General features: G+C 58.6%; 21 protein-coding genes. 13 read left to right on the forward strand and 8 right to left on the reverse strand.

Annotated elements, in window-relative coordinates; translation table 11 throughout:
- Window positions 1-4: 4 nt before the first annotated feature.
- Together dsdA and dsdX are read right to left on the reverse strand one after the other, a co-directional pair.
- On the reverse strand, window positions 5-1,291 hold the full coding sequence (dsdA, locus tag SPH27_RS20350; protein WP_182072080.1) for a D-serine ammonia-lyase: 1,287 nt from the start codon (window positions 1,289-1,291) through the stop codon (window positions 5-7).
- 17 nt (window positions 1,292-1,308) lie between these two features.
- A complete protein-coding gene (gene dsdX, locus SPH27_RS20355; RefSeq protein ID WP_182072082.1) occupies window positions 1,309-2,646 on the reverse strand; it encodes a D-serine transporter DsdX in 1,338 nt (445 codons plus the stop codon).
- A 204-nt stretch (window positions 2,647-2,850) separates the two neighbouring features.
- Here dsdX and dsdC point away from each other — a divergent pair, with 204 nt between their 5' ends.
- Complete coding sequence (gene dsdC / locus SPH27_RS20360; RefSeq protein WP_182072084.1) at window positions 2,851-3,777, forward strand: DNA-binding transcriptional regulator DsdC; 927 nt, start codon at window positions 2,851-2,853, stop codon at window positions 3,775-3,777.
- Window positions 3,778-3,861: 84 nt separating this feature from the next.
- The gene (locus tag SPH27_RS20365; RefSeq protein WP_064673030.1) at window positions 3,862-4,950 is read left to right on the forward strand and encodes a cellulase family glycosylhydrolase; all 1,089 of its coding nucleotides are present in this window, start codon (window positions 3,862-3,864) and stop codon (window positions 4,948-4,950) included.
- Here the strand turns inward: SPH27_RS20365 and emrD are convergent.
- From emrD to tisB, 4 genes are all read right to left on the reverse strand, one after another.
- Window positions 4,853-6,037, reverse strand: coding sequence for a multidrug efflux MFS transporter EmrD (emrD, locus tag SPH27_RS20370; protein ID WP_033146466.1), 1,185 nt, complete (start codon window positions 6,035-6,037; stop codon window positions 4,853-4,855). The genes SPH27_RS20365 and emrD overlap by 98 nt on opposite strands.
- A gap of 175 nt (window positions 6,038-6,212) precedes the next feature.
- Window positions 6,213-7,046 (reverse strand): EamA family transporter, encoded by an 834-nt coding sequence (locus SPH27_RS20375; protein ID WP_182072086.1) that lies wholly within the window; start codon window positions 7,044-7,046, stop codon window positions 6,213-6,215.
- 62 nt (window positions 7,047-7,108) lie between these two features.
- Window positions 7,109-7,555: a GNAT family N-acetyltransferase gene (locus SPH27_RS20380; protein WP_096150935.1), complete on the reverse strand. Its 447-nt coding sequence runs from the start codon at window positions 7,553-7,555 to the stop codon at window positions 7,109-7,111.
- Between the two features lie 64 nt (window positions 7,556-7,619).
- On the reverse strand, window positions 7,620-7,709 hold the full coding sequence (tisB, locus tag SPH27_RS20385; protein ID WP_023309830.1) for a type I toxin-antitoxin system toxin TisB: 90 nt from the start codon (window positions 7,707-7,709) through the stop codon (window positions 7,620-7,622).
- 718 nt (window positions 7,710-8,427) lie between these two features.
- On the opposite strand from tisB, the gene SPH27_RS20390 reads away from it, so the two are divergent.
- From SPH27_RS20390 to nepI, 11 genes are all read left to right on the forward strand, one after another.
- Entirely contained in the window at window positions 8,428-9,141 is a 714-nt protein-coding gene (locus SPH27_RS20390) for a hypothetical protein (RefSeq protein ID WP_182072088.1), read from the forward strand.
- Between the two features lie 196 nt (window positions 9,142-9,337).
- Window positions 9,338-9,817, forward strand: a complete 480-nt coding sequence (locus tag SPH27_RS20395; protein WP_033144336.1) for an Hcp family type VI secretion system effector — start codon at window positions 9,338-9,340, stop codon at window positions 9,815-9,817.
- Window positions 9,818-9,924: 107 nt separating this feature from the next.
- Window positions 9,925-10,023: an ilvB operon leader peptide IvbL gene (ivbL, locus tag SPH27_RS20400; RefSeq protein WP_057979964.1), complete on the forward strand. Its 99-nt coding sequence runs from the start codon at window positions 9,925-9,927 to the stop codon at window positions 10,021-10,023.
- Window positions 10,024-10,129: 106 nt separating this feature from the next.
- Complete coding sequence (gene ilvB / locus SPH27_RS20405; protein ID WP_182072090.1) at window positions 10,130-11,818, forward strand: acetolactate synthase large subunit; 1,689 nt, start codon at window positions 10,130-10,132, stop codon at window positions 11,816-11,818.
- A 3-nt stretch (window positions 11,819-11,821) separates the two neighbouring features.
- Window positions 11,822-12,109, forward strand: coding sequence for an acetolactate synthase small subunit (ilvN, locus tag SPH27_RS20410; protein ID WP_033144334.1), 288 nt, complete (start codon window positions 11,822-11,824; stop codon window positions 12,107-12,109).
- A 98-nt stretch (window positions 12,110-12,207) separates the two neighbouring features.
- The gene (uhpA, locus tag SPH27_RS20415) at window positions 12,208-12,801 is read left to right on the forward strand and encodes a transcriptional regulator UhpA (protein ID WP_032626676.1); all 594 of its coding nucleotides are present in this window, start codon (window positions 12,208-12,210) and stop codon (window positions 12,799-12,801) included.
- Window positions 12,798-14,303, forward strand: a complete 1,506-nt coding sequence (gene uhpB, locus SPH27_RS20420) for a signal transduction histidine-protein kinase/phosphatase UhpB (protein ID WP_182072092.1) — start codon at window positions 12,798-12,800, stop codon at window positions 14,301-14,303. Before uhpA ends, uhpB begins: the two co-directional genes overlap by 4 nt.
- On the forward strand, window positions 14,296-15,615 hold the full coding sequence (locus tag SPH27_RS20425) for an MFS transporter (RefSeq protein ID WP_033144332.1): 1,320 nt from the start codon (window positions 14,296-14,298) through the stop codon (window positions 15,613-15,615). The genes uhpB and SPH27_RS20425 overlap by 8 nt, the downstream gene beginning before the upstream one ends.
- A 140-nt stretch (window positions 15,616-15,755) precedes the next feature.
- On the forward strand, window positions 15,756-17,147 hold the full coding sequence (uhpT, locus tag SPH27_RS20430; protein ID WP_182072094.1) for a hexose-6-phosphate:phosphate antiporter: 1,392 nt from the start codon (window positions 15,756-15,758) through the stop codon (window positions 17,145-17,147).
- A 110-nt stretch (window positions 17,148-17,257) separates the two neighbouring features.
- Window positions 17,258-17,710, forward strand: a complete 453-nt coding sequence (locus SPH27_RS20435) for a DUF1198 domain-containing protein (RefSeq protein ID WP_021242696.1) — start codon at window positions 17,258-17,260, stop codon at window positions 17,708-17,710.
- Window positions 17,711-17,812: 102 nt separating this feature from the next.
- Window positions 17,813-19,003: a purine ribonucleoside efflux pump NepI gene (gene nepI / locus SPH27_RS20440; protein WP_039260374.1), complete on the forward strand. Its 1,191-nt coding sequence runs from the start codon at window positions 17,813-17,815 to the stop codon at window positions 19,001-19,003.
- Between the two features lie 48 nt (window positions 19,004-19,051).
- Here the strand turns inward: nepI and SPH27_RS20445 are convergent, their stop codons facing one another.
- Both SPH27_RS20445 and SPH27_RS20450 read right to left on the reverse strand, forming a co-directional pair.
- Window positions 19,052-19,957, reverse strand: coding sequence for a DMT family transporter (locus tag SPH27_RS20445; RefSeq protein WP_048981411.1), 906 nt, complete (start codon window positions 19,955-19,957; stop codon window positions 19,052-19,054).
- Window positions 19,958-20,105: 148 nt separating this feature from the next.
- Window positions 20,106-21,485, reverse strand: coding sequence for a carbohydrate porin (locus tag SPH27_RS20450; protein WP_033144328.1), 1,380 nt, complete (start codon window positions 21,483-21,485; stop codon window positions 20,106-20,108).
- Window positions 21,486-21,610: the final 125 nt, after the last annotated feature.

The raw sequence follows: 21,610 nt of genomic DNA on the forward strand, positions 1-21,610 counted from the left end.
ACGATTAACGGCCTTTTGCTAAATACTTCGCCATCTCGTCTTCCGGCACCATCCCGCCGCCGGTCGCCCACACCAGGTGGGTAACGTTGGTATGCGAATGAACGCGCACCGGCCCGGCCATCCCCGCCAGCGCCGACGGCTCCAGGCGGATCCCTTCCTCCTGCGCCAGCCAACCGAGCATGTCGTACATGCTCTGGTCGGAAAGGGTGTAGAACCCGTCGAGCAGGCGCTCCATCGCGCGGCCCACGAAGCCGGAGGCGCGTCCTACCGCCAGCCCGTCCGCCGCCGTGACGTTATCAATGCCCAGGTCCTGCACCGCGATCTCATCGTGCAGGCCGGTGTAGACGCCCAGCAGCATGCACGGGGAGTGCGTTGGCTCCGCGAAGAAGCAGTGGACGTTATCGCCAAAGGCCAGCTTCAGGCCAAACGCCACGCCGCCGGGGCCGCCGCCGACGCCGCACGGCAGGTAAACGTACAGAGGATGGTCCGCATCCACCACGCGGCCCTGTTCGGCAAACTGCGCCTTCAGCCGCTCGCCTGCAACGGCGTAGCCCAGGAAAAGGGTGCGGGAGTTTTCATCGTCAATGAAGAAACAGTTCGGATCGCTTTCCGCCGCTTTTCGTCCCTGCTCCACCGCCACGCCGTAATCCTGCTCATATTCCACGACGATGACGCCGTGGCTGCGCAGTTTGGCTTTCTTCCACTCTCGGGCGTCGGCGGACATATGCACCGTCACCTTAAAGCCGATGCGTGCGCTCATAATGCCGATGGACATCCCGAGGTTGCCGGTTGAGCCTACCGCAATGCTGTACTGGCTGAAGAAGTCCTTAAAGCGCGGCTCCAGCAGAATGCTGTAGTCGTCTTCAACGCTCAGCAACCCGGCTTCCAGCGCCAGTTTTTCCGCATGGGTCAGCACCTCATAGATGCCGCCGCGCGCTTTAATCGAGCCGGAAATCGGCAGATGGCTGTCTTTTTTCAGCAGCAGCGTGCCGGGAATGGCCTTGCCGGATGCTTTCGCCAGCCGCGCCTGCATTGCCGGAATGGCGACCAGTTCGGATTCGATAATCCCGCCCGTTGCGGCCGTCTCCGGGAAGGCTTTCGCCAGATACGGCGCGAAGCGGTTGAGGCGCGCGTGCGCGTCGTCCACGTCGGCTTTGGTCAGCCCGACATAGGGCAACCCTTCCGCAAGCGTCGTGGCGCGCGGGTTAAGCCAGGTCGTTTCTTTCAGGGCAATCAGATCCTCAACCAGAGGAAACTGTGCGGTTAAAGTAGTGATAGTTGCGTTTTCCATAATACGTCTCTTCGCGCTCAGATAATGAAGGAAAGCAGGAATGTGCCGCCAAGTGCAAGCACCGAGGCGATAAACGTCGCCGTCGTATAGTATTTGAAGGTCTCATTCAGGGTCGCGCCGCAGTATTGCTTCACCAGCCAGAAGAGGGAATCGGTCACGATCGTGCAGCCAATGGCGCCGGAACCGATGGCAATGGTGATGATCTCCGGGCTCACGTTCGGATAGAGCGGCAGCATCGGCGCGACGATCGCCGTCGCGCCCATCATCGCCACCGTCGCGGAGCCGACGGCGGCATGCAGCACTAGCGCTACCAGCCAGGCGAGCAGGATAGGGTGCATGTGCAGGTTCGAGAGAATATGCGCCAGCGTGTCCGCCAGCCCGCTGGTTTTCAGGATGGCGTTGAACGCCCCGCCCGCGCCGATAATCAGCAAAATGTTGGCGATAGAGCCGAAGCCGTGCTCGGTGTGCGTCAGCATCGCGGCCATGCCCATATGCTGGCGGATCCCCAGCAGGTAGTAGGCGACAAACACGGCGATAAACATGGCGGTGATGGGGTTACCGATAAACTCCAGCAGCGTATACAGCGTGCCTTCTTTTGCCATATTCAGCTCGGCAATGGTTTTCACCAGCATCAGGGCTATCGGCAGCAGCACCGTGAACAGCGTGGCGCCCAGCGACGGCAGGGTGTGATCTTCCCGCACCTTCAGGTCTGAAAATTCCGCCGGAACCGGTTTAAACGGCAGACGGTTGCCGAGCAGTTTCAGGAACAGCGGGCCGCCGACCAGCGAGGCCATCAGGCCCACCATCAAACCGTAGACAATGACCGTTCCGACGTCCGCGCCTAATTTATTGGTCACAAACAGCGCGGCCGGATGCGGCGGCACCACGCAGTGCACCGCCATCAGCGCGGTACAGAGCGGAATGGCCAGCTTGAGCAGCGACGTGTTGGTCTTTTTGGCGATGGAAAACGCCAGCGGGATCAGCAGTACCACGCCCACTTCCACAAACAGCGTGATCCCGCAGATAAGACCCACCAGCACCATAATCACGTCCGCCGAGAGCCAGCGGCAGCGCTGCAACGCGATCCCGATGCGCTCTGCCGCGCCGGAGACTTCCATCATCTTGCCGAGAATGGTGCCCAGACCAATCACCGCCGCCAGGAAGCCCAGCGTACCGCCAATTCCGCTCTCAATGGCATTCACCATATCCAGCGGGCTCATCCCCATCATCGCGCCGACGAAAAAGCTCGCCAGCAGCAGCGCGAGGAACGGGTGAAACTTCAGCTTAACGATGGTTAAAACAATTAACACAATGCTGACCAGCAGCGTTGCCACAACCCAGACCTGAGATCCCATATCTCACCTCACCCTTATGTCATCTGTGGGTATTGGACGAAAAAACGGCGTGGGCTGACAAACGATATAAATTGGCGTTCAGATGAGCCAGATTGGATCAACTGAGTGACTGCGGTCTAAAAAGCGCACTTAATTCGTATTAGGTTCACATAAATTCACCCTTGAGCGGTATGCTGAGCGCAGAAAACCCGCGTGAGAATTGTGATGACCGATGCGAATGAAGCCAGAAACCGGCTGTTAAACGGCTGGCAGCTGTCGAAAATGTACACCTTTGAAGTGGCCGCCCGGTATGAGTCTTTCGCCCTGGCGGCGGAGGAGCTGTCGCTCAGCCCAAGCGCGGTGAGCCACCGCATCAACCTGCTGGAAGAGGAGCTGGGCATTCAGCTGTTCGTCCGCTCACACCGTAAAGTCGAGCTGACGCAGGAGGGAAAGCGCGTTTACTGGACGCTTAAGTCGTCCCTCGACACCCTGAATCAGGAGATCCTGGACATCAAAAACCAGGCACTGTCCGGCACGCTGACGGTCTACTCCCGGCCGTCGATCGCTCAGTGCTGGCTGGTGCCCATGCTGGGGGACTTTACCCGCCGCTATCCGTCGATTTCACTCACCATCCTGACCGGCAATGATTACGTTAATATGCAGCGAACGGGCGTCGATCTGGCGCTCTATTTCGACGATACGCCGCCAAACCACCTCTCTCATCACTTCCTGATGGACGAGGAGATTTTGCCCGTCTGCTCGCCGCAGTATGCCCGCGAGCATGAGCTGCTGAAAAACCCCGATAACCTCAGCCACTGCACGCTGCTGCACGACCGTCAGGCCTGGAGTAACGATTCCGGTACGGATGAGTGGCTGAGCTGGGCGCAACATTTTGCGGTGAATATGCCGCCATCGTCGGGTATTGGTTTTGATCGTTCCGATTTAGCGATTATTGCGGCCATCAACCACGTCGGCGTCGCGATGGGCAGAAAGCGGCTGGTGCAGAAACGGCTCGAACGGGGCGAGCTTATCGCCCCGTTTGGTGAAAAGACCCTGAAATGCCATCAGCACTACTATATCTCGACGCTCTCTGGCCGACAGTGGCCGAAAATAGACGCCTTTATCGGCTGGCTGAGAGAACTGGCAGGTTGAAGAATTATTACGCTTTCGCTCTACACGAAATGTGAAAAAGCGTGCTAAATACAGGTAATGCTTTCGATTTATCCAGGGTAAACCGTGTTAAAGCCTTTTATTGCCTGTGCATTACTGATCTCTTCCGGCTGGGCGATTGCCGCTGAGCCGCCGCTGACGGCTGCCCGTTATGCGCAGCAGCTGGGCGTCGGGATGGATGTGGACTGGGCGCGCACCGAGCGCGGCATACGCGAATTCGACCCGCTGGTGGTGCGCGATTTTCGTGCAAAAGGCATTACCCACGTGCGCATTCGCGTCGCCGATGAGCCGACGGAAGCGCGGCTAATTCACCTGCGCAAGCTGGTGGAAGCCTGCGAGCAGTATGGCGTGATCCCGATTATCGCTTATCAGGCTGATGAGTATAAAAACGACCCGAAAGCCGATAACGAGAAAGAGACGGTCAACTGGTGGATTGCCGTGGCGCACTATTTCGGTCAGAGCTATCCGCTGCTGGGTTTTGATCTCATTTATGAGCCCGCCGACAAGCTTAACCACAACCTCGCGTCGCTAAACCGCGTGTATGAAAAAACCATTAAAGCTATCCACGACATGGACCCGCAGCGCATGATCTTTATTGCGCCACGCCTGCGCGCCGCGCCGGAGGATTTATCCAGCCTGAAGCTGCCCGCGCACAGCCAAAACTACCTGCTGGCAGAGTGGCATATTTTCCCGTGGGGGCCGCTGAAAAATAGCGGTAAATACCCGTGGACGTCCGGCACGGCGACGGAGAAAGCGGCTATCCATAATCGCATCACTACCGCGCTGCGCTGGCAGCAAAAAACCGGGCACGTGAGCTGGGTCGGGGGCTGGGGAGTGGGAGAGTCAAACCATCTCACGCCAACCGCTTCGCAAATGGCGTTCTCCACCTTTATGGCCTGCGAGCTGCAAAAGGCGAAAATCCCGTATGCGCTGAACGCGGATTTCCAGTTTTACGACGGGGAAGAGGGGGCCTGGCGGCCCGCGCCGGAGCCGTTACTGCAGGCGATGATTGCGCCCGTCTGTGAAAAGCCCGGCGAAAAGCCGGGCCATCATGCGGTTAAACCGGCTGCTCGTGATGCGGAACACGCGACGCCAGCGGCAGCCAGCACAGTAAAATCAGCAGCCCCATCAGCGTCATCAGCAGGCCCAAACTAGCCTGCCCGGTCTGCGGCATCATCGCCGAGAGCCAGGCCAGCGCGCCGGAGCCGATATTCTGCAAACCGCCTACCAGCGCGCCAGCCGTGCCTGCGAGAAACGGGAACGGCTCCATCGCGCCGCTGGTCGCCAGCGGGAACAGCATCCCCGCGCCGAAGAAGAATAGCGCTGCCGGGATGAGCAGCGTCCAGACCGTCATCACGCCAAACAGCCCCGGTATCCACATCATCAGACCCGCCAGCAGACAGCTGATCACCGACTGCCACATCAGGGTGGAGAAGCGTTTATTTGGGCGTCCGGCAAACCACGCGCCGAAGAACGCCGCCGGGATCGGCAGAATAAACAGAATACTCACGACCATGCTGCTCAGGCCCAACCCCGCGCCCAGCAGCACGCCGGAACAGGCTTCAAACACCGCAATGCCCGCCAGGCCGCCGATCAGCATCAGCAGGTAGCAGGTAAACGACCCGTTGCCGAACAGCGTTTTATAGCTGGTGATAAGCTTCGTGCGCGGCGCATCCTGCGGGCGCGTTTCCGGCATCCAGCGCGCCATGCTGAAGGTGACAATGACGCACAGCACCAGCAGGAAGGCGTAGCAGGCGCGCCAGGACCACATCGTGTCCAGCAGGCCGCCAATCAGCGGGGCGAGAAGCGGGCTGACCAGAATACCCATATTCAACAAGCTGTTGGCATGACGGAGCTGGGTGCCCTGATACATATCGCGCGGTAAGGTTCGCGCCATCACCCCACCGACGCCGGTTCCGACGCCCTGCAGGGCGCTGGCGGCAATCAGTACGGTCAGGCTGTGCGTGGTAATGGCAATCACCGTCGCCACCATGAAAATGCTCATGCCCACCAGGATCACCGGGCGACGCCCGATTCGGTCAGACAGCGGGCCGTAGAAGAGCTGCGAAACGCCATAGGTCAGCAGGTAGGCTGCCATCACGCTCTGCACCGCGCCCTCGCGGACGTTCAATTCCTTTGCCATGTCGGCAATCGCCGGAATGTAGATGGTTTGCGCCATCTGACCGACGGCCACCAGTAACACCAGCATCAACAATAAGTTAACGTTCCTTTGTTTTTTCATGTCGCTGAATACTTTTGCCAAAATAGAAAAATGAAGAATAAGTGACTGCGCATTCCCATAAATGCGCGAGGAATCTACCACAGAGAGATGACAATTTAAGCATTGTCGTGGTGAATGAAAAAACCGGGAAAGGCAGGATTTGTAAACAAGAACGGCAACTAATGTTGCCAGTGATTTACGCCAGGCGCAGCAGAATGGCGCCGCCGGCAATACCCAGCGCCGCCGCGCTGCGCAGGCCCGCAACCTTCTCTTTTAAAAGGACAAACGCGATCAGCGCCCCGAAAAGAATCGAGGTTTCACGCAGCGCCGCGACCACCGCCAGCGGTGCCTGCGTCATGGCCCAAAGCGCCAGACCGTAAGAGCCCATGGTGCCCACCCCGCCGAGTAACCCTTTTTTCCAGTGCAGGCGCAGGTAGCCGGACGCCTCGCGCCGACGCGCCACCATCGCCCAGCTCAGCAGGCAGAAGCCGTTCATAAAGAAGGTCCACAGCGTGTAGCCCAGCGCGGTGTCCGACAGCCGCACGCCGGTGCCGTCCACCAGCGTATACCCGGCAATGAAGCAGGCGTTCAGCAGCGCCAGCCAGATCCCTTTGCGTGACTGCATGCGGCCATGCATCGCCATCGCCAGAATCGAAAGGCAAATTACCCCGATGCCGGACCAGGCGAGCCAGGAGAGACGATCGCCGAGCGCCAGCACGCCGATCAGCGCCACCAGCAGCGGGGCGGTGCCGCGCATCAGCGGATAGGTCTGGCTCATATCGGAGACCTGATAGGTTTTCGCTACCAGCACGGTGTACACCACCTGTAAGGCACAGGAGACGATCAAAAACGGCCAGCTTGCAGCAGATGGCTGTGGGGAAAACGGCAGTAAGACCAGAGCGATAAGCGTGGCGGATCCGCTGACGCTTATCGCGGAATAAAGCTTGTCCGTTCCGGCCTTAACGATGGCGTTCCAGCTGGCATGCAGCAGCGCGGCGAAGAGCAAAATGCAAAAAACGGTGGTGGTCATGGCGTATCGGGTGATGAATTGTCACTCAACTGTAACATTCACACCCTGATGCTGCCAGCCGGTTACACGGCACAAAAAAGGCGGTGCGTCACCCGCGGCTCGTCCGAGACCAGCGTAAAACCCGCCTGGCGATAGAAGCCATACGCGGTGTCCGGCGCGTGGGTATTCAGAAAATCAAACCAGATGCTGGCATCGGCCATCACCACGGTTAAAAGCTGTTTGCCAATGCCCAGCCCGCGGCACTTCTCGCTGACGTAGAGATGGCGAATACGCCCGGCGCGCGGCTGCTGGCTGAACGGATCGCGGTTGAGGCCGCATACGCCGACCAGCTTGCCGTTAAGAAACGCGCCCAGCAGCTTTTCTCCCGGCGCGTTAAAGCGGTTCTCGCCGCGCTGCCAGTTCTCTTCCAGCCTGCGCAGCATGTTGAAATTCAGTGCGATACTTTCAGCCTTCAGGGCGATATACCCCGGCTCATCCGGTGTGACAGGCTCAATTAACAGACGCGACATAGCATTCCCTCGTTATTAAAGAGGGGCGGTTGCCCGCCCCTCTCAGGTGCGACTTGAACCTGAATTACCGAAGGAATTTCAGGACAGCATCAAGCAGTTGCAGTACTGCAACAATGAGTTTGAGGATAAGTATCACCATATCCACTACGCTCATACGCGTCTCCTTTTGGTTAAAAGGAGCACGATGCTGGCGTACCTTTCCGCCGCCTGTTGCCAGCACCTGGATTGACGTAACACAGTGTGCTCACTTCAGGGGTTAAGGCACTGACGGCACCACCCGTTTCAGCCAGGACTTCGTTGCGCCGGTAAAACTGCGGCCCCCTCGCTCACTGCGAACACCCTCAGTATAGATAAATACTGTATGCATGAACAGTATTTTTTGGACAAAATCAGGAAGGCGATCCATACTCAAAAACGTCAAAATCCGTGCCGGAATTGCGCGTTCGTCTTCGATCGCGTATACTTTTTGCGTTGACGTAACACAGTGTGTTCTGCGGCGACCAACCGCAAACCCTGATAAAAACCTCGCTCCGGCGGGGTTTTTTGTTTTCTGATCTGCCTCATAAAAAACTGCTGGATGAGCGAGGGTTCTGCTGTTTGGCTTCGATGTGGGCTAGCCGGATTGCTTAAGCCGCTCTGTTTAATGGAGAGGTATTAGATTCATTTTGTAAGATAACACCACTTAATATGTAAACTAATATAACTTACTAATACCTCTCAAGTAATTTAATTACTTCGTGTATAACACTAATTAATAAAAGTGAGCCAACTTATTTTATACGTGAATGTTTAGTTGAAATAATTTCACTTGTTTGAAACTCAGCGCTTTCCAATGTATATTTTCAGAGTCGCAAATATTGTATGGATACATTATGCAAGCATCTGATTGTTTAAAGATGAAGTTCCAGAGTGACAGGCAGTTGGCTATTTATGGACAGCAAGGCGTTGCAGGGACATGGAGAGCATTAAAGGGGAACGGTTCTGATATTTACTCAGGAATGGAACGCGTAAGCTGGTACTCATCATGCTTAATCCCCAGCTATCATGATGTGTGTGATGAGCTTCTCTCAGAAGAAAAGAGGATGTATCTCTCAATTCTCTCGCTTTACCGTTATCGCGATGTAATAGAACACATGCTCTATCTTTATTTTGAACGTGTTATTACCGATTCTGAAAATGGAAATGAACAAAATCGCGTTCGTAAGATGGATTCAAAAGTCACCGGGCTTGTTAAAAACATACCAACAAACAAGGCCGCGCGTTTAGCGATAGCATTGGGGCTGGCCAAATCCCTTTCCGAATCTGGCCTGCTCTCTGAAATCGTCGTCGAACGGCTTGCACGCCGCGTACCTAACGTTGTCATGGCGCTTCAATTGATTGGAACGGAACAGAAGTGCGCTTTTGCTGCCCGTCGCCTGAAAACGTTGGACCCCAGGTATTACGCGACCCTGTATGCCGCACAACTGGAGATGCTTTACTACTTTTTTGAGCCTTTCCTGTCTGAACTCATTAAGAAGGTGCAAATGGGATTCTATAAGGATTTCGATGCAATTTATGACGACTTAAAGGACAAGGAGCATGTTTAAGAGTCTGCTATCAATTCTGTTTTCGGATGTTTTATTCCCCGTTTATATTTTTGCGTGCGCCTCTTTGTTCCTGTGGTTGATGCCTGACCACTGGGTATTACTAACATTCATTTCTATTGTTGTATTTATTATTGTGCATCCGATAATTTTCGGCCGCTTTGATAAGTACGATTAAATTTTATAAAAAGGATTTTATATGTCAAACCCAGCTTATTTGTTTCTAACAGATGAAAATGGTTCTCCCATGGTTGGACCTTGCCTTGTGTCAGGGCGTGAAGGTGCAATTGAACTCAAATCGTTCACTCATAATGTTAACATTCCAGTCGACGGGAATACCGGAAAATTGACGGGGACGCGCATACACATGCCCGTCATGTTTCAGAAGGAATTTGATCGTGTAACCCCGATTTTATTTCGGGCGCTGAGTACAGGAAGAACGCTCCAGTCAGCCACCATTAAGATGTACCAGATTAATGAGGCGGGTTTAGAACAGGAATATTTTAATATCCTCCTCGAGAATGTGAAAATCACCTCAATCACACCAGACCTGTACCCAGGCGCAAACACCGGAACACACCTTGAGACGGTTCTCATCCGCTACGAGAAAATCACCTGGAAGCATTGCGACGGCAATGTCATCTATAGTGACTCCTGGAATGAGCGAGCAACTTACTGAAACGTGATCCCTGGCGCATTTTTGCGCAGATGAAAATATTTCCATTGTCACGCCCGAAAACCTGTGTTTGTATAAATTCCATCAATGATTCCAAACACAGGTCCCCAATGACTTCATCCATCTTCACTTCGACCCTACTAAAAACTGCGCAACCAGCCGCAGTGGTCGTCGTGCGTGTGGTGGTGGTCGTCGGCAATGCGCCGTAGGGACTGGATCAACACACGAATCCAAAACCCCGCCGGCGCAAACCGGGCGGGGTTTTTCGTTTAGGACCCTCCCCGGAACGTCGGCCCAGAAGAAAAGGACTGGAGCATGGCAAGTTCGGGCACAACATCCACCACGACGCGTTTTACTGGCGCGCAGCTGATCGTTCATCTGCTGGAACGGCAGGGCATCACCACGGTTGCGGGTATCCCTGGCGGCACGGTACTGCCGCTGTACGATGCGTTAAGCCAAAGCACGCAGATCCGCCACGTGCTGGCGCGCCACGAGCAGGGGGCAGGCTTTATTGCTCAGGGCATGGCGCGTACGCAGGGCAAACCGGCGGTCTGTATGGCCTGCAGCGGCCCTGGCGCAACCAACCTGGTGACCGCCATCGCCGACGCGCGTCTCGACTCCATTCCGCTGATCTGCATTACCGGCCAGGTACCGTCCTCGATGATCGGCACCGATGCGTTCCAGGAAGTGGACACCTACGGCATCTCTATCCCCATCACCAAACATAACTATTTAGTTCGCGATATCAGCGAGCTTCCTCAGGTTATCAGCGATGCGTTCCGCATTGCGCAGTCTGGCCGCCCGGGCCCGGTGTGGATAGACATTCCTAAGGATGTCCAGACCGCTGAGATCGAAATCGACGTCCTGCCGGAGCCGGGCGAGCGTGCCCCCGCGCCGGAATTCAGCGCTGAGAGCGTGAGCGATGCCGCCGCCATGATTAACGCCGCCAAACGCCCGGTGCTCTATCTGGGCGGCGGAGCGATTAACGCTGCGGATGAAATCCGCCAGTTTGCAGAGAAAGCCAACCTGCCGACCACCATGACCCTGATGGCGCTGGGCATGCTGCCTAAAGCGCACCCGCTCTCTCTCGGCATGCTGGGCATGCACGGCGCGCGGAGCACCAACTACATCCTGCAAGAGGCTGATTTGCTGATTGTTATGGGCGCGCGTTTTGATGACCGGGCGATCGGCAAAACCGAGCAGTTCTGCCCGAACGCCAAAATCATTCACGTGGATATCGACCGCGCCGAGCTGGGTAAAATCAAGCAGCCGCACGTGGCGATTCAGGGCGACGTGGCCGAGGTTCTGGCGCAGCTGATCCCGCAGACGGACGCAGCCGACCGCGCCGACTGGCGCCAGCTGGTGGCCGATCTGCAGCGCGAGTTCCCGGGCGCCATCCCAACCGAAGGCGACCCGCTGAGCCACTACGGTCTTATCAACGCCGTGGCCGCCTGCGTGGACGACAGCGCAATTATCACCACCGACGTCGGCCAGCATCAGATGTGGACCGCCCAGGCCTACCCGCTGAACCGTCCGCGCCAGTGGCTGACCTCCGGCGGTCTGGGAACCATGGGCTTTGGTCTGCCCGCAGCCGTGGGTGCGGCGCTCGCCAACCCGGACCGCAAGGTCATCTGCTTCTCCGGCGACGGCAGCCTGATGATGAACATTCAGGAAATGGCCACCGCGGCCGAAAACCAGTTAGACGTGAAAATCATCCTGATGAACAACGAGGCGCTGGGGCTGGTGCACCAGCAGCAGAGCCTGTTCTACAAGCAGGGCGTGTTTGCCGCGACCTACCCGGGGATGATTAACTTTATGCAGATTGCCGCCGGCTTTGGCCTGCACACCTGCGATCTGAACGCCGAAGAGGATGCCCACGCGGCGCTGCAGGAGGCGATTTCTCGCCCCGGCCCGGCGCTGATCCACGTGCGTATCGATCCTGAACAAAAAGTGTATCCGATGGTGCCGCCGGGAGCGGCAAATACTGAGATGGTGGGAGAATAAGCCATGCAGAAACAACATGATAACGTCATTCTGGAACTCACCGTCCGCAACCACCCTGGCGTCATGACCCACGTCTGCGGGCTCTTTGCCCGCCGGGCGTTTAACGTGGAAGGCATTCTCTGTCTGCCGATTCAGGGCAGCGAGCACAGCCGCATCTGGCTGCTGGTCAACGACGACCAGCGTCTGGAGCAGATGATGGCGCAGATCGACAAGCTGGAAGACGTCACCAGAGTGGCGCGCAACCAGTCCGATCCCACCATGTTTAACAAAATTGCGGTGTTTTTCGAATAAATCGCTTAAGGTAAGCGCCCTGGTCGGCCTGCAGGCGTCGCGCTTGCAGGCCGGATAAGCGCAGCGCCATCCGGCGCTTTCAGACCGCAGGAAGACACATGACCACCATCGCTCTCATCGACGACCACCTTATCGTCCGCTCCGGCTTTGCCCAGCTTTTAAACCTCGAACCGGATTTTCAGGTCGTGGCCGAGTTTGGCTCCGGTCGCGAGGCGCTGGCGGGCCTGCCGGGGCGCGGGGTGCAGGTCTGTATCTGCGACATCTCGATGCCGGATCTCTCCGGGCTGGAGCTGCTAAGCCAGCTGCCGAAAGGGATGGCGACGATCATGCTGTCGGTCCACGACAGCCCGGCGCTGGTCGAGCAGGCCCTCAACGCGGGCGCGCGCGGCTTTCTCTCCAAGCGCTGTAGCCCCGACGAACTGATCGCCGCCGTGCGAACCGTCTCCACCGGCGGCTGCTATTTAACGCCGGATATCGCAATCAAGCTGGCGGCCGGACGTCAGGATCCGCTCACCCGGCGCGAGCGCCAGGTGGCTGAGAAGCTCGCGCAGGGGATGTCGGTGAAAGAGATTGCCGCCGAGCTGGAGCTGTCCCCGAAAACCGTGCACGTCCACCGCGCCAACCTGATGGAAAAACTCAACGTCAGCAACGACGTCGAACTGGCGCGCCGCATGTTTGACAGCTGGCAATGAGTTCCGCTTTTTCACGGCTGATCGCCGTTGTCGCCAGCTTTTTTATCTTCTCCGCCGCCTGGTTTTGCCTGTGGAGCATCAGCCTGCACCTGGTGGAACGCCCGGAGCTGGCGGTGCTGCTGTTTCCCTTCGGCCTGCGTCTGGGGTTAATGCTCCAGTGTCCGCGCGCCTACTGGCCCGTTTTGCTCGGTGCTGAATGGCTGATGCTGGTCTGGCTGGCGCAGGAGGTTGCCCTCGCGCACCTGCCCTTATTGATGACCGGAAGCCTGCTGACGCTTCTCCCGGTTGCCCTCATTTCCCGCTACCGCCACCAGCGCGACTGGCGCACGCTGCTGCGTCAGGGGGCGGCGCTGATGGCCGCCGCGCTGCTGCAGTCGCTTCCGTGGATCGGCGAGAAGGAGATGCTCAACGCCCTGCTGCTGACCCTGACCGGCGGCCTTACGCTCGCGCCAACCTGTCTGGTGATCTGGCACTACCTCACCAGCACCGTCTGGCAGCCGCTCGGCCCGGCGCTGGTTTCCCAGCCGGTGAACTGGCGCGCCCGGCACCTCATCTGGTATCTGCTGCTGTTTGTGGTGAGCCTGTGGCTCCAGCTTGGCCTGCCCGCCGAGCTTTCACGCTTCACGCCGTTCTGCCTGGCGCTGCCGATTATCGCCCTGGCCTGGCACTACGGCTGGCAGGGGGCGCTGATCGCCACGCTGATGAACGCCATCGCGCTGATCGCCAGCCAGACCTGGCACGATCATCCGGTGGACCTGCTGCTTTCCCTGCTGGCTCAAAGCCTGACCGGGCTGCTGCTGGGAGCGGGTATTCAGCGCCTGCGCGAGCTGAACCAGTCCCTGCAAACCGAGCTGGCGCGCAACCGCCGTCTGGCGGAGCGTCTGCTGGAAACCGAAGAGAGCGTGCGGCAGGAGGTCGCCCGCGAGCTGCACGACGATATCGGCCAGACCATCACCGCTATCCGCACCCAGGCGGGCATTGTCCAGCGCCTGGCGGCAGAAAACGCGAACGTGAAGCAGGGCGGAGCGCATATCGAACAGCTTTCGCTGGGCGTCTATGACTCCGTTCGTCGCCTGTTAGGACGACTGCGCCCGCGCCAGCTTGACGACCTGTCGCTGGAGCAGGCGGTGCGTTCCCTGATGCGCGAGATGGAGCTGGAAAGCCGCGGAATAGTCAGCCATCTCGACTGGCGCATTAACGAATCTACGCTCAGCGAAGGCCAGCGCGTGACGCTGTTCCGCGTCTGTCAGGAAGGGCTGAACAACATCGTCAAGCACGCCAGCGCCAGCGCGGTCACGATCCAGGGCTGGCAGCAGGACGACAGCCTGAAGCTGATAATTGAAGACGATGGCTGCGGCCTGCCGCCGGGCTCCGGCCAGCAGGGTTTTGGCCTGGCGGGCATGCGCGAGCGCGTCAAGGCGCTGGGCGGCACGCTGAACCTCTCCTGCACCCACGGGACGCGCGTCAGCGTCAGCCTGCCGCTACGGAGTTATCATGTTTAAAACCCCTGCCAGCGCCGCGCCGATTGGCGATAAAGCGGAAATCGACGCCCGCTACCGCTACTGGCGTCGCCATATCCTGATGACCATCTGGCTCGGCTACGCGCTGTTCTACTTCACCCGCAAAAGCTTCAACGCCGCCGCGCCGGAAATCCTCGCCAGCGGCGTGATGACGCGCACCGATATCGGCCTGCTGGCGACGCTGTTTTACATCACCTATGGCCTGTCGAAGTTCTTCTCCGGCATCGTCAGCGACCGCTCCAACGCGCGCTATTTCATGGGCGTTGGGCTGATCGCCACCGGGGTGGTGAATATCCTGTTTGGCTTCTCGACGTCGCTTTGGGCCTTTGCCCTGCTGTGGGCGCTGAACGCCTTTTTCCAGGGCTGGGGCGCGCCGGTCTGCGCCCGCCTGCTCACCGCCTGGTATTCGCGCAACGAGCGCGGCGGCTGGTGGGCAATCTGGAACACCGCGCATAACGTCGGCGGGGCGCTGATTCCGATGGTGGTGGGGGCGGCGGCGCTGCACTACGGCTGGCGCGCGGGGATGATGATTGCCGGTGGCCTGGCGATAATTGCCGGGCTGTTTCTCTGCTGGCGCCTGCGCGACAGGCCGCAAACCGTCGGCCTGCCTGCGGTGGGCGACTGGCGGCACGACGAAATGGAGATTGCCCAGCAGCAGGAGGGCGCGGGGCTGACCCGCAGGGAGATCCTCACCAAATACGTGCTGAAAAACCCGTACATCTGGCTGCTGTCGCTCTGCTACGTGCTGGTCTACGTGGTGCGCGCGGCGATCAACGACTGGGGCAATCTCTACATGTCCGAGACGCTCGGCGTGGATCTGGTGACCGCCAACTCGGCGGTGACGATGTTCGAGCTGGGCGGGTTTATCGGCGCGCTGGTGGCGGGCTGGGGCTCGGACAAGCTGTTCAACGGCAACCGTGGTCCGATGAACCTGATTTTCGCCGCCGGGATTTTGCTCTCCGTCGGCTCGCTGTGGCTGATGCCGTTCGCCAGCTACGTGATGCAGGCGGCGTGCTTCTTCACCACCGGCTTCTTCGTGTTTGGCCCGCAGATGCTGATCGGCATGGCGGCGGCGGAATGTTCCCACAAAGAGGCGGCAGGCGCGGCGACGGGCTTTGTCGGGCTGTTTGCCTACCTCGGCGCATCGCTCTCCGGCTGGCCGCTGGCGCGGGTGATCGACGTCTGGCACTGGAGCGGTTTCTTCGCGGTGATCGCCATCGCGGCGGGGATTTCCGCGCTGCTGCTGCTGCCCTTCCTGCACGCGCAGGCCCCGCGCGAGGTGAGCGAAGCGTGATGCGTCTCACCTTTTCACCCCGAATGGCGCAAAACCAGGAAATTTTCCCGGTTTTACCTGGACGCTGTCTCAGGCATCTCTCCCGGCTGATTTTTACAATGCCTGCCATTCGCAGGTAAAAATCAGCTCAGGAGCAAACCATGCTGGCCTTCCTCAACCAGGTGCGCAAGCCGACCCTGGATCTGCCGCTCGACGTGCGGCGCAAGATGTGGTTCAAACCGTTCATGCAGTCCTATCTGGTGGTCTTCATCGGCTACCTGACCATGTACCTGATCCGCAAAAACTTTAACATCGCGCAGAACGACATGATCTCAACCTACGGGCTGAGCATGACGCAGCTGGGGATGATTGGCCTGGGCTTCTCCATCACCTACGGCGTGGGTAAAACCGTTGTGTCCTACTACGCGGACGGCAAAAACACCAAGCAGTTCCTGCCGTTTATGCTGATCCTCTCCGCCATCTGTATGCTCGGCTTCAGCGCCAGCATGGGCGCGGGCTCCGTCAGCCTGTTCATGATGATCGCCTTCTACGCCCTGAGCGGCTTCTTCCAGAGTACCGGCGGGTCGTGCAGCTATTCCACCATCACCAAATGGACCCCGCGCCGCAAGCGTGGTTCGTACCTCGGCATGTGGAACATCTCCCATAACCTCGGCGGGGCGGGTGCGGCAGGCGTGGCGCTGTTTGGCGCAAACTACCTGTTCGACGGCCACGTGATCGGCATGTTTATCTTCCCGTCGATTATCGCCCTGATCGTCGGCTTTATCGGCCTGCGCTACGGCAGCGACTCCCCGGAATCTTACGGCCTTGGCAAAGCCGAAGAGCTGTTCGGCGAGGAGATCAGCGAAGAGGATAAAGAGACCGAAGCAAACGAGATGTCCAAATGGCAGATCTTTGTTGAGTACGTGCTGAAAAACAAAGTGATCTGGCTGCTGTGCTTCTCAAACATCTTCCTGTACGTGGTGCGTATCGGCATCGACCAGTGGTCGACCGTGTATGCCTTCCAGGAGCTGAAGCTCTCTAAAGAAGTGGCGATTCAGGGCTTCACCCTGTTCGAAGTGGGCGCCCTGGTCGGCACGCTGCTGTGGGGCTGGCTCTCGGATCTCGCCAACGGCCGTCGTGCGCTGGTGGCCTGCGTCGCGCTGGCGCTGATTATCGCCACGCTCGGCGTCTACCAGCACGCCAGCAACCAGTACGTTTACCTGGCGTCCCTGTTCGCGCTCGGCTTCCTGGTGTTTGGCCCGCAGCTGCTGATCGGCGTGGCGGCAGTGGGCTTCGTCCCGAAAAAAGCGATCGGCGCCGCCGATGGGATTAAAGGCACCTTCGCCTACCTGATCGGCGACAGCTTCGCCAAGCTGGGTCTGGGGATGATCGCCGACGGCACGCCGATTTTCGGCCTCACCGGCTGGGCGGGCACCTTCGCGGCGCTGGATGCCGCAGCGATCGGCTGTATCGTCCTGATGGCGATGGTCGCGGTGCTGGAAGAACGTAAGATTCGCCGTGAAAATCGTGCGCAGAAATTAAAAACAGCCTGAGTGTGCAGGTAACTTCTTTGCCCGGTGTGTGATGCCGGGCTTTTTTATGCCTGTCGCTGTCGACGCCCTGCGTTTCCCGCTATGATGAGCGGCTATTCATAGGAGAACGCATGGTCTGGATAATGCTGGCAACGCTTGCCGTGGTGTTTGTGGTGGGATTTCGCGTCCTGACCTCAGATTCCCGCCGCGCCATCAAACGTTTGAGCGAGCGTCTGGGGATCACCCCGATGCCGGTTGAGTCGATGATCGACCAGTTCGGAAAAACGCCCGGCAATGAGTTTATCCGCTACCTTGAGCGACCCGACGAGGCGCATCTGCAAAACGCTGCGCAGGTGCTGCTGATCTGGCAGGTTTGCATCGTCGACGGCAGCGAGGAGAACCTGCACGCCTGGCACCGCATGCTGCGTAAAGCCCGCCTTGCCGCACCCATTACCGATGCGCAAATTCGTCTGGCGCTTGGCTTCATGCGCGAGATGGAGCCCGATCCGCAGGAGCTAAACGCTTTCCAGCTTCGCTATAACCAGCTCTTCCTGCCGGAAGAGGGCGTGTTTTACCTGCACTGATCCCCTGTAAAAACGACAAAAGTTGTCAAATCGTTAAATCCGTCACACTTTTGATGATAAACTGCGCGACTTTTCCGCACGTTTTTATCTTCAGGTGACGCCATGACAGAACATATCCAGCCCACGACCAGACCGCAGACCAAAGAGGTTTCTCGCCCCAACTGGTCGGCCGTTTTCGCCGTGGCGTTCTGCGTCGCCTGCCTGATTACCGTTGAGTTTCTGCCGGTGAGCCTGCTGACGCCGATGGCGCAGGATCTGGGCATTTCCGAAGGCGTGGCGGGGCAGTCCGTTACCGTTACCGCCTTCGTGGCGATGTTCGCCAGCCTGTTTATCACCCAGGTGATTGGCACCATCGACCGTCGCAAGGTGGTCATTCTGTTCAGCGTGCTGCTGACGCTCTCCTGCCTGCTGGTCTCCTTCGCGGAAAGCTTCACCCTGCTGCTGCTGGGGCGCGCCTGCCTGGGGCTGGGATTAGGCGGTTTCTGGGCGATGTCGGCCTCGCTGACCATGCGCCTGGTGCCCGCGCGGACGGTGCCAAAAGCGCTTTCCGTTATCTTCGGTGCGGTCTCTATCGCGCTGGTGATCGCCGCGCCGTTAGGCAGTTTCCTCGGCGGGATTATCGGCTGGCGTAACGTCTTTAACGCGGCGGCGGTGATGGGCCTGCTCTGCATCATTTGGGTGTGGAAAGCGCTGCCGTCCCTGCCGGGCGAAGCGGCGCACCACAAACAGAACATGTTCGCGCTGCTGAAGCGCCCCGGCGTGCTGGCGGGGATGACCGCCATCTTTATGTCCTTTGCCGGGCAGTTTGCCTTCTTTACCTATATCCGCCCGGTGTTTATGACCATGGCGGGCTTTGACGTGGACGGCCTGACGCTGGTGCTGCTGAGCTTTGGTATCGCCAGCTTTGTCGGCACCTCGCTGTCTTCCCAGTTCCTGAAACGCTCCCTGAAGGTGGCGCTGGCGGGTGCGCCGCTGGTGCTGGCAGCGAGCGCGGCGGTGCTGGTGCTGTGGGGCAGCGATAAGTGGGTGGCGTCTGCCATCGCGATTATCTGGGGGTTGGCCTTTGCGCTGGTACCGGTGGGCTGGTCGACGTGGATCACCCGCTCGCTTGCCGATCAGGCGGAAAAAGCCGGGTCGATTCAGGTGGCGGTGATCCAGCTGGCGAACACCTGCGGCGCGGCCATTGGCGGCGTGGCGCTCGACCATTTGGGGCTGACGTCACCGCTGGTGATCTCCGGCACGCTGATGCTGCTGACCGCGCTGCTGGTGGCGGGGAAGGTGAAGGCGAAGTAGTGTTTTTCTCCCTCTCCCGTGGGAGAGGGTTGGGGGGAGGGCATCAGGCTACGCCGATGTCTGAACCCGTCTTCTCGAATCCATTGAAATCAACACTACCGACGACACGATCAATAGCGTCCCCAGCCAGTCCGGCAGGGTGAACGCCACCCCCAGCAACACCACCGACAGCAGCGCGCTGCTCAAGGGTTCGGCGCAGCTCAGAATGCTCGCCTTCGGCCCGCCAATCATCTGCGCGCCTTTCAGATACAGGCTGAACGTCAGCGCCGTGCCAATCACCACCAGGTAGAAAAACGCCAGCAGCAGGCTGCCGTCAATCACAAAGGTGGTCCCGCGTCCGGCGTAGAACGGCGTCAGCATTAACCCGGCAATCAACATGCTCCAGCCGACAATCGGCAGCGTGCCGTAGCGGGCGATCAGCGTTGACGGATACGTCGTGTAAAACGCGGCGGCAAACGCCGAGGCGATGCCGAAGAACAGCGCGGCAGGCGAGATGGAGAGCGAGGTTGGGTCGCCGTGGGTGACCAGCAGAAACGTACCGACAAGCGACGTCATGATGGCCGACAGCACAAACACGCCGGGGCGCTTTTTCCGCGCCAGGGCGAACCAGGCCACGATAATGGTCGGCGAGAGAAACTGCAGCACGGTAGCGGTCGCCGCGTTGGATTTCTCAATCGTCAGCAGGAAGGTGAGCTGCACGGTGAGCGCGCCGACGAGTGAGAAAATCAGCAGGCTGAGGGCGTCTTTGCGATGTTTGATGACCGAGAAAATCTTGTCGCCGTGAACGAAGGAGAGCGTCAGCAGGATCACGCCGGTAAACAGCAGGCGAACCATGGTCAGGTAAGGCGAAGAAATGTGGCTTTTCTCCATGATGTACTGCGCGCAAACGCCGGAACTGCCCCATAAAACGGCGGCGATCAGGACGTTTAGCATCCCTTTACGTGTGGAACCCATGTTCTCCCCTGCGATGTTGTCGTTAATTCGGTCAACAGCATAGCATGGTTGCGTGCGGCCTGATGCCCTCACCCCGGCCCTCTCCCACGTGGAGAGGGAGCAAACACTAAAAACGGCAACTCTCGTTGCCGTTTTGCTTCTACCTTGCCTAGAACCACGCCTCCCACATCGCGCCGACGTTGAAGTCGTCGAGCGTTTCGTCTTTGGTGTTGTTCACGCGCGCGGTGCGTTCGTTATCCACCTTGCCGCCGGTCACGTAGAAGCGCAGCATCGGGCGGAACTCCGGCCCCATGGCGATAGACATGTTCTGGGACAGGGTCAGCTTCCAGCCCTTGTTGTCGCCGCCGTTGTCGTAATCAACATGCTGCCAGCCCGCTTCCAGCCAGGTGGAGTGAACATCGTTCCACCAGTGCATCGGGCGCACGATGGCGTTGTAGTTCTTGCGGTTGTCGGTCTTATCGCGGCTGTTGTCGTAGTCGTGGAATGCGAGGATGTACTCCACCTGCGTGGCCTGGGTGAATTTGTACAGCCCTTCGAAGCTGGCGTAGACCGTGGTCAGATCCTCGGTTTTGTTGAACACGCTGTTGTCCGCGTTATCGGAGTAGCGGGCGATCACCTTGTTCACGCCGCTGTCGTTGGTGTGGCTCAACACCACGCCGCCCTGCCACGCGTTCAGACGCTCGTCGCTCTCCACCGCCTTGGAGTCAAAGCCGTAGTTGGCGTACAGCTCCATGTCGATCGGGCCAAGCTTCATGCCGTGGATTTTTGAGGTCGCGGCGTAGTTGCCTTTGTCGCCCGTGCCGGAACCGCCGGTACAGGTGATGCGCGACGGGTTGGCTTCATCTTCCATCACTTCCGGGCTACAGGATTCCACCGCCGCCACGGCGGCGACGTCAAACTGCACGCCGCCGATGTCGAAGTTCTTCACCCCGGCGCCCTGGCCGTCGTGGTTCATCCAGAAGTAATCGTTGATGCCCTGCTGCGGACGCTGGTGGAAGTCACGGCCTGCCCAGAAATAGGCGTTCGGGTTGGAGGCCATAATGTTGGTCACCCCCGCGTAGGCTTTTTTCAGGTTAACTTCGTCGCCCCAGTGGTCGATCATCACGTTAACGTCCCAGATGGCGCCGTTTTCACCCTTGAAGGCCTTGGATAGCTGGAATTCCCCGCCGTTGCCTTCGTTGCCCAGACGACCAATGGCGGACGCGCCGTTGTACGAGCCGTCCACCGCGACGTATTTCTGATCGGCAGCCTGGAAGTGCGCGCCGTAGCGGGCGTAGCCGGTAAATTTAATTCCGAACGGGATCGCCATATCCGGAGATTGCGCCGCGCTTTGCGGCTCGGTCACCACGTCCGCTTTTTTCGCGACCGCCGCATCCATTTTGGCCTGACGTTCGGCGAGGGCTTTATCCACCGCTTTCGCCACAATGGCGTCGATTTGCTCCTGGGTGAATTCCTGTGCGAGCACGGAAATTGGGCAAAGCGCGGCGATAACCGCCATGGTTAATGGAAGTTTTTTAATCGTATTCATGGTTATCTCAATATAGTTTAATTTTATTCAGACAATAACCATCCCGCTCCGATCTGACAGAGTATGTCGCTATCATCAGAACAAGTGGATCTCTATTTAGGGTACAGAGGTATTACAATAATTAT

Source organism: Enterobacter sp. A103, assembly GCF_034427535.1.
Classification (GTDB): domain Bacteria; phylum Pseudomonadota; class Gammaproteobacteria; order Enterobacterales; family Enterobacteriaceae; genus Enterobacter; species Enterobacter asburiae_B.